The 13,259-nt window shown below is 39.3% G+C and carries 14 protein-coding genes; 4 read left to right on the forward strand and 10 right to left on the reverse strand.

Annotated elements, in window-relative coordinates; translation table 11 throughout:
- Positions 1-11: 11 nt before the first annotated feature.
- Both HUK45_RS06055 and pdhA read right to left on the reverse strand, forming a co-directional pair.
- Entirely contained in the window at positions 12-989 is a 978-nt protein-coding gene (locus tag HUK45_RS06055; RefSeq protein ID WP_191911562.1) for an alpha-ketoacid dehydrogenase subunit beta, read from the reverse strand.
- A 2-nt stretch (positions 990-991) separates the two neighbouring features.
- Positions 992-2,098: a pyruvate dehydrogenase (acetyl-transferring) E1 component subunit alpha gene (pdhA, locus tag HUK45_RS06060; RefSeq protein WP_191911563.1), complete on the reverse strand. Its 1,107-nt coding sequence runs from the start codon at positions 2,096-2,098 to the stop codon at positions 992-994.
- A 316-nt stretch (positions 2,099-2,414) separates the two neighbouring features.
- On the opposite strand from pdhA, the gene def reads away from it, so the two are divergent.
- Positions 2,415-2,978, forward strand: coding sequence for a peptide deformylase (def, locus tag HUK45_RS06065; protein ID WP_191911564.1), 564 nt, complete (start codon positions 2,415-2,417; stop codon positions 2,976-2,978).
- Positions 2,979-3,056: 78 nt separating this feature from the next.
- Here the strand turns inward: def and HUK45_RS06070 are convergent, their stop codons facing one another.
- Positions 3,057-3,554 (reverse strand): hypothetical protein, encoded by a 498-nt coding sequence (locus HUK45_RS06070; RefSeq protein WP_235972050.1) that lies wholly within the window; start codon positions 3,552-3,554, stop codon positions 3,057-3,059.
- Positions 3,555-3,689: 135 nt separating this feature from the next.
- Between HUK45_RS06070 and HUK45_RS06075 the strand changes: the two genes are divergently transcribed.
- The gene (locus HUK45_RS06075; protein WP_003716860.1) at positions 3,690-3,902 is read left to right on the forward strand and encodes a DNA-directed RNA polymerase subunit epsilon; all 213 of its coding nucleotides are present in this window, start codon (positions 3,690-3,692) and stop codon (positions 3,900-3,902) included.
- A gap of 69 nt (positions 3,903-3,971) precedes the next feature.
- Complete coding sequence (locus tag HUK45_RS06080) at positions 3,972-4,910, forward strand: diacylglycerol/lipid kinase family protein (protein WP_191911566.1); 939 nt, start codon at positions 3,972-3,974, stop codon at positions 4,908-4,910.
- 64 nt (positions 4,911-4,974) lie between these two features.
- Here HUK45_RS06080 and HUK45_RS06085 read toward each other — a convergent pair whose 3' ends face one another.
- The 3 genes from HUK45_RS06085 to HUK45_RS06095 all read right to left on the reverse strand — a co-directional run bounded on the left by HUK45_RS06085 (position 4,975) and on the right by HUK45_RS06095 (position 7,440).
- Complete coding sequence (locus HUK45_RS06085; RefSeq protein ID WP_191911567.1) at positions 4,975-5,613, reverse strand: DUF421 domain-containing protein; 639 nt, start codon at positions 5,611-5,613, stop codon at positions 4,975-4,977.
- A gap of 12 nt (positions 5,614-5,625) precedes the next feature.
- On the reverse strand, positions 5,626-6,069 hold the full coding sequence (locus HUK45_RS06090; RefSeq protein ID WP_191911568.1) for a DUF3290 family protein: 444 nt from the start codon (positions 6,067-6,069) through the stop codon (positions 5,626-5,628).
- 99 nt (positions 6,070-6,168) lie between these two features.
- Positions 6,169-7,440, reverse strand: coding sequence for a C40 family peptidase (locus HUK45_RS06095; RefSeq protein WP_191911569.1), 1,272 nt, complete (start codon positions 7,438-7,440; stop codon positions 6,169-6,171).
- Positions 7,441-7,709: 269 nt separating this feature from the next.
- Here HUK45_RS06095 and HUK45_RS06100 point away from each other — a divergent pair, with 269 nt between their 5' ends.
- Positions 7,710-8,135 (forward strand): Spx/MgsR family RNA polymerase-binding regulatory protein, encoded by a 426-nt coding sequence (locus HUK45_RS06100; RefSeq protein ID WP_191911570.1) that lies wholly within the window; start codon positions 7,710-7,712, stop codon positions 8,133-8,135.
- A 158-nt stretch (positions 8,136-8,293) separates the two neighbouring features.
- On the opposite strand, the gene HUK45_RS06105 is transcribed toward HUK45_RS06100, so the two are convergent.
- From HUK45_RS06105 to HUK45_RS06120, 4 genes are all read right to left on the reverse strand, one after another.
- Positions 8,294-9,265: a ribose-phosphate diphosphokinase gene (locus HUK45_RS06105; RefSeq protein WP_191911571.1), complete on the reverse strand. Its 972-nt coding sequence runs from the start codon at positions 9,263-9,265 to the stop codon at positions 8,294-8,296.
- Positions 9,266-9,338: 73 nt separating this feature from the next.
- Positions 9,339-11,813: an SF1B family DNA helicase RecD2 gene (recD2, locus tag HUK45_RS06110; RefSeq protein ID WP_191911572.1), complete on the reverse strand. Its 2,475-nt coding sequence runs from the start codon at positions 11,811-11,813 to the stop codon at positions 9,339-9,341.
- 24 nt (positions 11,814-11,837) lie between these two features.
- Positions 11,838-12,530, reverse strand: coding sequence for a tetratricopeptide repeat protein (locus tag HUK45_RS06115; protein WP_191911573.1), 693 nt, complete (start codon positions 12,528-12,530; stop codon positions 11,838-11,840).
- Between the two features lie 15 nt (positions 12,531-12,545).
- Entirely contained in the window at positions 12,546-13,202 is a 657-nt protein-coding gene (locus HUK45_RS06120) for a histidine phosphatase family protein (protein ID WP_191911574.1), read from the reverse strand.
- Positions 13,203-13,259 lie beyond the last annotated feature (57 nt).

Raw genomic sequence — 13,259 nt, forward strand, 5'->3', positions numbered from 1 at the left:
ATGCACCGTGATTAATAATTAACAGCTTGTGTTGCGGCATCTTCAATGTCATCAGCACCAGGAAGCCATACATTTTCTGCTTGTGGGAATGGGTAAACAGAGTTTGGAGCAGCTACACGAATAACTGGAGCATCCAAGTACATGATGGCACCTTCTGAAATAGCAGAAGCTACTTGTGCACCAACACCGGCCATCTTTTGTGCTTCTTGAACAATTACTACACGGTGAGTCTTCTTGATAGATTCAAAGATAGTATCTGTGTCAAGTGGGTAAAGTGAACGGAGATCGATAATTTCTGCTGAGATATTCTTCTTAGCAAGCTTCTTAGCAGCCTTTTGAGCTTCTGAAACTTCACCACCATAAGCAATGATTGTTACATCGTTACCTTCTTCAACGACATTTGCCTTGTCCAAAGGAACAGTGTACTTGTCATCAGGAACTTCGCCCTTAACTGAACGGTAGAGACGAAGGTTTTCAAGGAAGAGAACTGGGTCATTATTTTCAATAGCAGAAATAACAAGTCCCTTAGCATCATAAGCTGAACTTGGTGTAACAACACGAAGACCTGGAATACCTACAAAGAAGTTTTCAAGATCGTCCCCGTGTAATTCAGCAGTATGAGTACCACCACCGTATGGAGTACGGATAGTGATTGGCATGTTCTTAGTACCATCATATTGGAAACGTACACGTGACATTTGTCCAGCAATTGAGTCCATTGCTTCAAAAGTGAAGCCCATGAATTGAATTTCTGGAACTGGACGCCAACCAGTAGCGGCTAAACCAATTGATAGACCTAAAATACCAGATTCAGCTAATGGTGTACTAAATACACGGTCCTTACCGTACTTTTCTTGTAAGCCGTTAGTAGCACGGAAGACACCACCGTTTTTACCAACATCTTCACCGAAGACCAAGGTCTTTGGATCTTCAGTCAAAGCAATGTCAATACCTTCAGTAATAGCTTTGATATAAGTCTTTTTAGCCATGATTACTTCGACTCCTTTGCTTCGTACTTCTTAATTTGTTCTTTGATATCTGGGGTTGGAACTTCAAAGGTCCGCTTAAGCATATCTGTAACCTTTTCTGGTTCTACAGAGTCAGCTTCCTTCATAGCCTTCTTGAAGTCTTCCTTGCATTCATCAGCATACTTGTTTTCTTCGTCTTCAGACCAGAGGCCCTTCTTAGTCAAGTACTTACGAAGCCGAATTAATGGATCCTTGTCGAACCATGGCTTTTCTTCTTCCTTAGTACGGTAACGACTAGGATCGTCACCGGCAGAACTGTGAGCACCAAACCGGTACGTTAAGGTTTCGATTAATACTGGGCCATTGCCGGCAGCAGCGAATTCACGAGCTTCCTTAGCAACTTCATAACATGCCAAGATATCCATTCCATCAACTTGAACACCTGGAATACCAGCTGCAACACCCTTTTGCGCAATGGTTTGAGCATAAGTTTGAAGCTTCCATGGGTATGAAATTGCCCAGCCGTTGTTTTGAATAATGAATACGGCAGGAGCTTGGAAGGCACCAGCAAAGTTCATTCCTTCATAGGTGTCACCTTGTGATGAACCACCTTCACCGGTATAAGCATAAGCAACGGCATCTTTTTCACCGTTCTTCTTAATACCAAGAGCACCACCGGCCATTTCAACCATTTGGGCACCAATGATAATTTGTGGACGTAATGCACGAGCGTCAAACATGTTACCTTTGAGGTGACCCTTTGACCAAAGGTACATTTGAGCAACAGTTGCACCGTGTTGAATCAATTGAGGTAAGTCACGATATGCAGGGAATAAGAAGTCATTCTTCTTAAATGCAGCCGCGGTCCCCATTTCTGAGGCCTCTTCACCCCAAGTTGGGGCATAAAATCCTAAACGACCTTGCTTGGAGAAACTCATGGTTTGTTCGTGAAGTGCACGTTCCCAAACCATCTTCTTCATTAAGTCAACTAACAGATCATCACTGAAGTTAGCCATTAAATCCTTGTTAACGACATTCCCATCATTATCGAGAATTTGAACAGGCTTTGCATATGGAGCGCCTTCTTCAGCTTTAATCTTTGCAAAGTCAACAGCTTTGGTATTGGCCATTATAAAACATCCCTTTCCAAATCCAATTAACATCATCGTAAGCGATTACTTACCTTACTTACATTATTTATTATACCTCTCTTTAAACATAATACAAACGCTTTCATAGACTTATTTTGATTAATTCGACTAATATTTTCTTAAATTGTATACGTTTTCAACAAAAATGGTTGTTTGTTCTTTATTTTTTTACTTTTCTTTGTTTTTACCGTTATTTTTATTCAATTTCAGTTTGTGATAAACTACTATTTGTTTGAACAATCAACTTTAAACGATCAATAATGTAGATTAGTTTTTTATTTGGAGGATGATCATTGTGTATTTAATGAAAGATATTGTTTGCGATGGTGACCCTGTCTTACGGAAGCGTGCTGCAAAAGTAACATTTCCACTTTCAGAAGAAGATCAAGAATTTGCCAAGCGTGCTATGGAATATCTTGAAGTGAGCCAGGATCCAGAACTATGTAAAAAATATAAGCTCCGTGCAGGTGTCGGGCTGGCCGCTCCACAAGTTGGCATTTCAAAGCAAATGGCTGCTGTCTTGGTTCCATCCCTAGACGAAGATGACGATCAACCTTCATTCAAAGATGTTATTATTAATCCGGTAATTGTTAGTGAATCTGTGCAATATGGAGCACTCACTGAAGGCGAGGGTTGTCTTTCAGTTGATAAAGATGTTCCCGGATATGTTCCTCGTCATGACCGCATCACCTTACGCTATCAGGATGTTAAGGGTGAGACTCATCAAGTTCGGTTGAAAAATTACCCAGCAATCGTTTGTCAACATGAAATCGATCATCTTCACGGTGTTCTGTTCTACGATCATATTAATAATGATGATCCGTTTAAGGCCCCTGATGATACAATCATGATTAGCTAAACTTACTTATAAAAAATGCTCCAGTATTCGGTAACTACTGAACACTGGAGCATCTTTTGGTTATAAGGGGCTCGATTTTCATAAAAGGTTATTTTTGTTTTTTTGATCATGCTGATCCAACCGGCGAAGATCTGCAATATATTCTCGTGTAGCCTCATTTAAGACATACGCAACATCAATATGCAGAACATCCTCATACGTCCACCAATCGGTTACTTTAAAGACCGTTGAACTTTTCTCAAAGGATTGGATCTGGTTTTGCTTAGCATAGTCAGTTAGTTCTTTTTCAAGATCCGCCCTGCTAAACTGCCTGTCTGTAAGATGATATTGCGCCGGAGTAAAGTGAAACTCAAATGCTAAAACACCTTTCCCCCAAACGTCTGCAACAATTTCGGAAGATAGTGAAAAAGAGTGACCGGTTAGCTGAGTAAGACAATAATTTACTGCCCGATCGGTTATTGATTGGGCCTGATTCTTTAACATTAGTGTTGCACGATTAATCAATAGGCGATGAACGGCAACATAAATAAGAATAACAACAATAACCGCTAAGAGAACTAGCCAAAAGAACGACATAGGCTCATCCCATTTCTTAATTATATTTAACTTAATCATACCATTTTACAATTTTAAGTAACACAGTTGATTAGATGTGCTAAAATAATTTAAGTAACTAAAGTTTAAATAACATAATAAGGAGCATTTTACAGTATGACTTTTAAGGTATACTACCAACCCGATGCAACTAAACGGCCGGTTCGTGAAAATACTCAATCATTGTATATTGAAGCTGATTCAGAGGCTCAAGCATTATTATTGGTTGAAGAAAATACTGACTACAACATTGAATTTGTTGAACAATTAGACGACAAAGCTTTGGAATATGAAAAGCAAAATCCAAACTTTAAGATTACTAAGTTCTAATTGCCAATTAAGACAGTCGGGAAGGAAATCTCTCGACTGTCTTTTACTTGATCCTAGGGAGGTCTAATTATGCATTACGAGATAATCCTAAATCCAACTGCAGGAAATGGAAAGGCTCAAAAAACTTGGAACATTCTCCGTCCAGTTATTGAAGGACAGTTAGATTATTCCCTCCACAAAACTGATTATGCTAATCATGAAGCTTTCTTTGCCAAGCGAATTGCTAAAGCCTACCCTCACAATTCGGATACCGTTGTAATTGTGATCAGTGGTGATGGAACCCTTCACAACGTCCTAAATGGATTAATAAAAGCCGGTTCCGCCCTTCCACTATCATATATTCCTGCAGGAACCGGCAATGACTTTGCTCGTGGCTATGGGATCTCGTTAAATCCAGAAAAAGCTCTCCAGCAAATAATTTCCACAGCCAAGGCACGCACCATTACAATTGGTCATTACACTGAGTCGATTAAGAATGAAGAAGGTTATTTTCTCAACAACATTGGAATTGGCTTTGACGCCGCAATTGTTAGCCGAACCAACTCGTCAAAGACTAAAAAGGGGCTCAATAAATTACGGTTAGGAAACTTTTCCTACCTCAGTAAGGCATTCGGTGTTATTTATGATCAGCAGCCGTTCCAACTCACCCTTCAGGAACAAGGTCACCATTATATTTTTGCTAATGCCTTTATTGTAGTAGCAACAAATCACCCATATATTGGTGGTGGCTTTCAAATTGATCGTTCAGCCAGTGTTAATGATGATGCAATCAATATGGTCATTGCTGAACGAAAAAATTGGCTTCTTACCCTTTGGGAGGTTATTCAGTTTGGTCGCGGTAAATTAGCGGAATCACGATTTGCCCACCGTTTTCATGCTAAAGCTCTCCATTATTCCACAACCTCACTGGAATTTGGTCAAATTGATGGAGAAAACATGGGAAATCGGTTTTATGATTTAAATGTTGATACTAGTCATTACCAATTTTGGCAGGAGCCGCATAATTAAATACAATAATCAAAAATGGACCGGGAACTTAATGTCTCAGTCCATTTTACTATTTATTGGTACGTTAATTATCTTTAGGATAGCCTACCAAGTGTAGTTTTCCGTGAATATATTCACCGAGATAAATGTCATTAATACTCTCAAACCCGGCTTTTCTCACCTGTTCAGTAATCCAGTTTTCATCATGATGAATCAATTCCAGAACATCCGTGTTAATTTGACCATCATTAATTAAGGGGAACCGGATATTCTCATCACTATTTTCAATTACCACCAATTGACCATTCTGCTCCAGAATACCGCTTTTAACTTTAGCAATTTCATAAATACCATGACTTCGCAAGCGGAACATTAACTCATTGGCAGTCATCCCTGCTCGCATACAATTATCCACCAGTAACTGACCATCCTTAATTAATAGTCGCGGACGACCGTCAATAATATTTTGAATTGTCACGTTATGCTCCTTAGCGTATTTAACGATAAACACAATCAATGTCCAGATTAACAGAACCATGACGAATTGGAGCACTGTAATGTCTTGGTTGTAAATGATCCCGCCAATAATTCCCCCAAGAACATAGTTTTGTACTTGGTCGATTGCGGATGTCGGTGCTAAATTTCCTTTTTCTAGAATATTAATCTGGAAAATAAGGCAGATCATCCCTAAAACAAATTTAATCGTAATTAAACCGTAATCCATAACCGTCCCCCTCTATTTTTGAATAATTACCCGATGATCAACAACATGTGCACGAGTAAGCGTATAGTTATCGCCACTTGGACTCAAATTTACCCGATAATCTTTTTTATCGAAGCGGACAATAATTCCATCAGTTAGGGTTGTCGAATTAACAACAACTTTATTTGGACTAATACCATGATCTTTAGCAACTGCGCGTATAAAGGGGCGCATCTGTAATGATTGTGACTGTTGTGAGTATGTCTTTTCTAAATTAGTAACTTGCAATCCCGCAAAAATTAACAAAAGAAGAAAGAAGATAATTCCTAAGTCACGATAACGAGTTTGTAATTGATGGCGAAAATAACGAAAGGAGTTAATTAAAACTAATAATATCAATACCAGAATTACAGCATAGTTCACTAGGCTATTAAACTGCTGTTGGTGCATAAAGTAACTCTCTGTATAAAAAGTCATCGATTCTGCCTCTCTATTTAATATAAACTACAAAAACAACCCAAGACTAGTTCAGAGTGAGAATAATCTTAGGTTGTTTTATTTTACCGTCCTTAATGTTTACTTAACTGTACCAGCGAAACTTGGTTTAAAGTATGAGCTTAAGTTATATACAGCAACATTTGTTCCAGGCTTAGCAGCAGCAGCGTATTGGTTGTTCCCCATATAAATTCCTACATGGTATGAGCTTCCTTGGTTTCCCCAGAAAAGAAGGTCTCCCGATTGAGCCTGGTTAACTGGTTTAGTATTAACGTAGCTTTCCATAGCAACGGTGTTATGTGGTAATTGCTTTCCTTCAGAATTTGCATATACGTATTGAACAAACCCTGAGCAATCCATTCCACTTAATGAATTCCCGCCCCATTGATATGGAACACTGTTAGAACTAGCAATCTTACTTGCTAAACTAACGACTGAACCAGATTGCAAGTTAGCATTGGTTTGACTTGGAGCTTGTTGGCTAGTTGCTTGCTGAGCAACTTGGCTTTGTTGAACTTGTGATTGTTGCGTTGGTTGAGATGCAGCAGAACTAGTAGCTACTTGTTGACTCTGTACTGCAGTTTGGTTAGTTGCGGCTGCCCGTGAAGCTGTACTATAAGCTACTGCTTGAGTACTATTAGCAGAAACAGGTTGTTGACTATTTACCTGTTGATTATCTGCTACAGCAACTGCGGAACTTTGTTGACTCGGAGCAGCAGAATTATAAGCAGCTGCATTTACTGTACTTGTATATGCTGAACCAACCATTTGTGATGATTGCCCTTGTTGATTAACTGCTTGTTGAACTGTGTTTCCCATTGCTTGTGGTTGAGCGGCTCCACTAACAGCTCCTTGAACAACTTGCGGTTGAGACTGTTGAACATTTCCTGTAACGGTAAATGATTGTGGTTGAGCAACTGGGGCAGTACTCGATTGGGCTACTGCTGAATTAACGTTTTCCCCGTTAATTGATAATTGTTGACCAACATAAATCAAGTCTGGATTCTGAATATGATTCCAAGCAACAAGATCATTAAGACTAACGTTAAATTGAACAGCTAGTTCACTTAAAGTATCGCCACTCTTAACCACATAGATACCATTCTTAGCAGCTGAAGCCGACTTAGAAGAAGCTGATGATGATTGAATTGGTGCTAATGATAACTGACCGCTATTCCGAACCGCATTAGCAGAAGAACTCATTGATGCTGGCTGTTCAGCATGATTAGAACTCTTTGCCTTTGCTTCAACAGTATTATTAGCTTGGGTAGTCAGTGCAAAAACACTTAATGCTCCCAGCGTTCCAGCAACTAATCTTGTTGATGAACTATACTTACGTACTTTCTTTACCATACAGAAACATCCTCTCCAAATAAACGAAAAAATAATTGCTAATTACTTAATTGATAAACTCAAATCTTCTTTACCATATCATTTTTTTAGAAATTCTTGTACTAATTTTAACATTTTTAAAGATTTTATTTTTTTATCAAGGAAAAACGGCCTAAAGAAAGTTACAAAAAGATTATTTTGCTTAAATTTTATTAAAGACAGATCAGGATTGAGACTGTTAATTTCATTTCATTGATAAAATAAAATTAGTTATAGGAGGAAGTGATCGCATGATTTGTATATACTACCACACTAACGATCCTTCAAAACGGAAGGCAGTTAAGTGGCTTACCGCTCACCAACTAACGGTTCATGAACGGAACATCGAAAAACAGCCATTAACTAAAACAGAAATTCTTGAGCTGCTAAGCAAATCGATTAACGGGACTGCCGACTTGATTTCTACCCGTTCTCGAGATACTAAAGCACTTCAGTTAACTTCTGAAACCATAACAATTAACCAGTTAGTAAAAGCAATTCAGAAGAGTCCTCACGTTTTGAAAAATCCAATTATCTGTGATGAGAGCAAGTTAGTAACTGGCTTTGATCAAGAAAAAATGGGAATTTTTATTTCACAACAAGAGCGAAAAGACGAATTGGCAGATCTATTACTGAAGCAGGATATTCAAACAAGTCATTTTGCATTTCCCATCTAAAGCAGATCGTTCTACTATGCAATTATAATTATTATCTTAATGAAAAACGCCAGACTAAGTTAAAGTAATCGTTAGTCCTGGCGTTATCTTTATTACATTCAAAAAAGCAGGAAACTATTAGGAAGAGTAGTAATTCTTAATAGTCTCCTGCTTTTCATTTAATGCTTAAATAATTCATGAATTGATTGGTGATTGTGAACCCGAATAATTGCCTCTTTTAACAATTCCGCTACGGAAAGTCGATGAAGCTTATTAAATTCCTTTTCAGTAGGTAGTTTAATTGTATCGGTTACCCACATTTCTTCAAGCGGCGAGTCCTCCAGTACTTGAGGAGCATTGCCAGACAGAACTGCATGGGTTGCAACCCCGTAAATTCTTTTGGCACCAAATTTTTGTAGTGCCTTAGCGGATAAGCTCATTCGTACACCAGTATCAACAATGTCATCAACGATAATGGCAACTTTATCCTTAACGTCCCCAATAACGTATTCTGGAACTTCTTGACTACTCCGTTCACGAACTTCATCGTTCCGGTTATCAACGATTGCAATTGGTGCTTTAATTTGTTCTGCAAAGCGGCGGGCTAAGCTAACCCCTGCATGATCAGGCGAAACGACAACAATATCGTTACCAAGATCACGTTCCTCTACATACTTAGCAAATAATGGTGTAGCTTGAAGGTGATCAACTGGAATATCAAAGAAACCTTGAACCTGAGCAGCGTGAAGATCGATTGTAATTAGTCGATCGATCTTATCCATTTCAAGTAAATTAGCGATCAACTTGGCAGTGATTGGTTCCCGACTCCGTGCTTTTCGATCCTGCCGTGCATACCCATAGTATGGCATTACAACATTAATCTTGGCTGCACTTGCCCGACGTAAAGCATCAACCATAATCAATAATTCCATCAAATTAGTATTAACGGGATCAGATACTGACTGGATTATATAGGTTTCACAACCACGAACACTTTCGTCAATCGTTACCTTAATTTCCCCATCTGCAAAATGACTAACTGAAGCCTTACTGAGTGGGAGACCGATCTTATCAGCAACACTCTCCGCAAGAGGCTCATTAGAGTTCAAGGCAAATAGGCGAACATTTTTCGCATCTTTTATTTCAGTCATTGTTATTCTCCTCAAGATAAAATCAACAATACACAGTTATTATCGCAAGTTTTCTTATTTGGTGCAAGTTGAACTATTTTTTAAAATCAGTTGGCCGAACTCCTTCCATCCCGATCATCGGATCGATTTCTCCAGATTTAACCAATGCAGGAGTTAGAATCGTTTGTTTATCTTTAACTAACTTATCCTCCGAGGCGTCCCGATCACTAGTATGTTCTTCAATATTATCCGGTTCAAACTGCCCTTCTGTTCCCTGTTCAAGTGGCAATTCCAGTTTACCGTGATATTTCCAAACATCAGTCAACCTCTTCACCAAACTAGTTTGTCGATTAACAGATTGACTATTAATGGCCGTAACAAAAGCATATGTCTCCCCAATCATTATTAGCTTATCAGCGGCCCGAGTAATAGCAGTGTAGAGGAGATTTCGCTGTAACATCCTACCAAATTCATGGACTAAGGGTAAAATTACCATCTTAAATTGACTGCCTTGAGATTTATGGATCGAAATACTATATGCCAAACGAATTTGTGACCACTCTAATCGTCCATAATTAACTTCATTCCCGTCAAAGTCAATCGTCATTGTGGCATTCTTTTTTCCCTTGCTACCGCCATTTTCAATTGCAGTAATTCGACCAATATCACCGTTAAAAACGTTATTCTCTGGACTATTAACCAGTTGGAGCACCTTATCACCAACCCGGAAAATCTGTCCCCGAAATTCAATCTCCTGCTTACTAGCGGCTGCCGGATTATAAACTGATTGAGAAAGATCGTTTAGTCGATCAACTCCCGCTGCGCCCCGATACATTGGTGCCAGGATTTGGAGATCATTAGCATCGTAACCGCGCTTTTGACTCATCTCAATAATTTGTTTCACAACCCCTGGTAATTGCCGTGAGTGACACGCAATAAATGAACGGTCCGCCATTTTGACCGTTAAATTACTTGGAATTTTCCCTTCACGAATATCGTGAGCAAGGGGAATAATTGTTGAGTCTGCTGCCTGACGATGAATCTTTTTTAATTCAATCCGTGGTAAGTCAGCGAACTCTAGTAAATCATGGAAAACCTGTCCAGGACCAACTGAAGGCAACTGATCCTTATCACCAACAAAGATAACGTGCATTGATGTCGGTATCGACTGAACCAGAACCTTAAACAACAATGTATCAACCATTGACATTTCGTCCACAATCAATAGTGATCCTTCAAGGTCCTTAGCGTTTAATTCTGTTGGCATTTCACGACCATTCAATCCTAGTAAGCGGTGAATCGTGCTTGCTGGCAAATCAGTTGCCTCACTCATTCGCTTAGCGGCCCGACCAGTTGGTGCAGCAAGCAAAATTGGAAATGCCTTTTCCTTATACTGATTTGGATCAAGTGCAATTTCATGAAGTTCAGCAAATGCCTCAACGACACCCTTAATAATTGTTGTTTTCCCAGTTCCTGGTCCCCCGGTAAGGAGCATTACCTTGGAAGTTAATGCCGTTTTGATCGCTTCTGTTTGAATTTCATCATATTTGATTCCAGTTTTTACTGGAAGGTTTTCCAGAATTGTCGTAATTTGCTTCCCGTTTTTTGCCTCGTCCTGATTTTGACAAAGTCGATGTAAATTTTCGGCAATTTGCCATTCAGCCTTATACAGACTTGCCGGATAAATCCGTTTATCTTCATACTGAATGGTCCCATTTTTTTCCATTTCAACAATCTGTTGAGTAACCTTAGCAGTTGGAATCGGTTGGCCATTAGTATCAGAAAGCAAGCGCATACTTTCCTGAAGCAACGGCTTAGCGCTGGTATAAGTATCGCCACTCATCATTGTTAAATCATCAATTGACTGGATAATGGACGCTGAAATTCGTCGTTGATCATCTGCAGGAATTCCCATTTTAATGGCCACATGATCCGCCCGCTTGAAACTAATTCCGTCAATATCTTGAACAAGCTGGTATGGATTTTCACTAATAATATGAAGAGTTTCATCCCCATAACGATCAAAAATGGCACTGCTAAGATTACTGCCAAACCCAAGGTCATTTAACCCAATGATAATTTGGTCCATCCCCTGATTAGCGTTCAGGTTCTCAACAAGACTAGTTCGAACTGCTTCACGTAATTTCAAACCATCAAGAATATGCGGATCAGCAGTAATCTTATCAATTGCATGGATGCCTAATTGATCAACAATCTTTTCAGCGGTCTTTTTCCCTACTCCAGGGAACTGCTTGCCAGCGAGGAAATTAATAATTCCCTCTTTACTGGTTGGCTGGTTAGCATGATATGAACTTGCCTGGAATTGGCGACCATATTTAGGGTGATCAATTAATTTACCCTCAAAGCGATATGTTTGATCATCACGGAGATCACCGAAACTCCCCGTAACCGTTATTTCACTTTCATTCCAATCAAAATTAGCATCTTCCACCGAAACTAACAAAACCTTATAAAAAGAATCAGGACTGTCAAAAATGTCTGATTGTACTTGACCAATAAAAAAGGATGGCTCTTCTGGCGTCTCAAATAGGTTAATTTCTTCTGCCATGAAAGTCATCCTTCCTTAAACTTATTATTTATCATTTTGCGGCTTTTGCGTTGCTTGTAATGTCTTTTCAATTTCAGCAATCCGCTTTTCACTCTTTGTGTAGTAATCTAAGTCAAGCTGTCGTGCTTGATTCAAGTAATCCTTGTATGGTTCTCCAAGGACCATTGCTACTAATCCACGGTTAAATTGTGTATCTGCTCGACCAGGGTGGTGCTTTAAAATTGCATCATAGTACGATGCAGCCTGCTTAAATTCACCCAAGGCAAGAAGAGCATCCCCCAGCGCCTGATCAATTTCTGGATCTTCCGGCCGTAATTCATGGGCTGTTAAGCCATAAGCAACGGCCTGCTTATACTGCTTTTTCTTACTGTAGCTTTGGGCGAGCATCAGGTAGGAATCAGCCTTTAATTTCTTATCGTCAATCTTGTTGTAAAGCTTAATCGCTTGATCAACCTTACCAACTTCATAGTATAAGTTTCCAAGACCATAATTTAATAGGTTTTGAGCTTCCTGATCACCCTTAGCCTCAAGAATCCCTAAAGCCTTCATAAATAGTTCTTCAGCTTGGGCATAATCCTGAAGGCGAGTTAACAACGATCCCAAGTCATAATAGTTATTAGCTTTATCAGGATATTCATCAATCGCGGTAATCAGCTTATGTACTAAACGTTCTGTTTGTTTCTTTTGTTCTTCACGGTTAGTCTGTTGTTCAGTCATTTAAATCCACTCTCCTCAGATTGTATCAGTCGGATCAACATTAGCCTTATGCAAGTACGAAGTATCATTCCACTTTTCCAATTCAAAATGTTCAGCATCATCTGTAGTCAGGATAGTAGTGGAAGTATTACTAAGGCCACCACGATCCTTCAGGTGTGCCAGAGGCGTTCCCACAAGAGCATTGATACTAGCATTAAGGGCTGCCCCATGAGAAACAATTAAGATTGACCCATGCGGATCATTTCGGCAAAACTCTTTAATGGCTGCCCCCATGCGGTTAATCACCTGCGCAAAGCTTTCACTTTCTACGATAGAACTATCATACTTGTCCGGATGATGGCGGAAATTTTTTAACACATCAGGCCACTTTTTAGCAACCGCATCGAAATGCATTCCCTCCATTTTTCCCAAATTAAATTCTTTTAACCGACTATCAATTGTTAGAGGAACCGGACGATTGAGGTACTGTAATAGTGTCATTGCCGTTACCCGAGCGCGTTTTAACGGGCTGGCATAGACATGATTAATCGGAACATCTTTTAATGATTCCGCAAGCAATTCAATTTCCTTATAGCTTTGATCAAGTAGCGGTGAATCACCGTTAGCACCTTGGTATCGTGATTCAAGATTCCATTGTGTTTTTCCGTGACGGATTAAGTAAACTTTAGTCATATTATTCGACCTTTTTCCTCTATTTTAACAAAAATTAATCGCCGTGTTCCAAACTTT

The organism is Limosilactobacillus urinaemulieris (assembly GCF_014838745.1).
In the GTDB taxonomy this organism is placed as follows: domain Bacteria; phylum Bacillota; class Bacilli; order Lactobacillales; family Lactobacillaceae; genus Limosilactobacillus; species Limosilactobacillus urinaemulieris.

Excerpts from the sequence above, each read along its gene's own strand:
- HUK45_RS06055 (WP_191911562.1), bottom strand. The coding sequence starts at position 989 with ATGGCTAAAAAGACTTATATCAAAGCTATTACTGAAGGTATTGACATT.
- pdhA (WP_191911563.1), bottom strand. The coding sequence starts at position 2,098 with ATGGCCAATACCAAAGCTGTTGACTTTGCAAAGATTAAAGCTGAAGAA.
- HUK45_RS06070 (WP_235972050.1), bottom strand. The coding sequence starts at position 3,554 with ATGTCGTTCTTTTGGCTAGTTCTCTTAGCGGTTATTGTTGTTATTCTT.
- HUK45_RS06075 (WP_003716860.1), top strand. The coding sequence starts at position 3,690 with ATGACTTTTAAGGTATACTACCAACCCGATGCAACTAAACGGCCGGTT.
- HUK45_RS06080 (WP_191911566.1), top strand. The coding sequence starts at position 3,972 with ATGCATTACGAGATAATCCTAAATCCAACTGCAGGAAATGGAAAGGCT.
- HUK45_RS06085 (WP_191911567.1), bottom strand. The coding sequence starts at position 5,613 with ATGGATTACGGTTTAATTACGATTAAATTTGTTTTAGGGATGATCTGC.
- HUK45_RS06090 (WP_191911568.1), bottom strand. The coding sequence starts at position 6,069 with ATGACTTTTTATACAGAGAGTTACTTTATGCACCAACAGCAGTTTAAT.
- HUK45_RS06095 (WP_191911569.1), bottom strand. The coding sequence starts at position 7,440 with ATGGTAAAGAAAGTACGTAAGTATAGTTCATCAACAAGATTAGTTGCT.
- HUK45_RS06100 (WP_191911570.1), top strand. The coding sequence starts at position 7,710 with ATGATTTGTATATACTACCACACTAACGATCCTTCAAAACGGAAGGCA.
- HUK45_RS06105 (WP_191911571.1), bottom strand. The coding sequence starts at position 9,265 with ATGACTGAAATAAAAGATGCGAAAAATGTTCGCCTATTTGCCTTGAAC.
- recD2 (WP_191911572.1), bottom strand. The coding sequence starts at position 11,813 with ATGGCAGAAGAAATTAACCTATTTGAGACGCCAGAAGAGCCATCCTTT.
- HUK45_RS06115 (WP_191911573.1), bottom strand. The coding sequence starts at position 12,530 with ATGACTGAACAACAGACTAACCGTGAAGAACAAAAGAAACAAACAGAA.
- HUK45_RS06120 (WP_191911574.1), bottom strand. The coding sequence starts at position 13,202 with ATGACTAAAGTTTACTTAATCCGTCACGGAAAAACACAATGGAATCTT.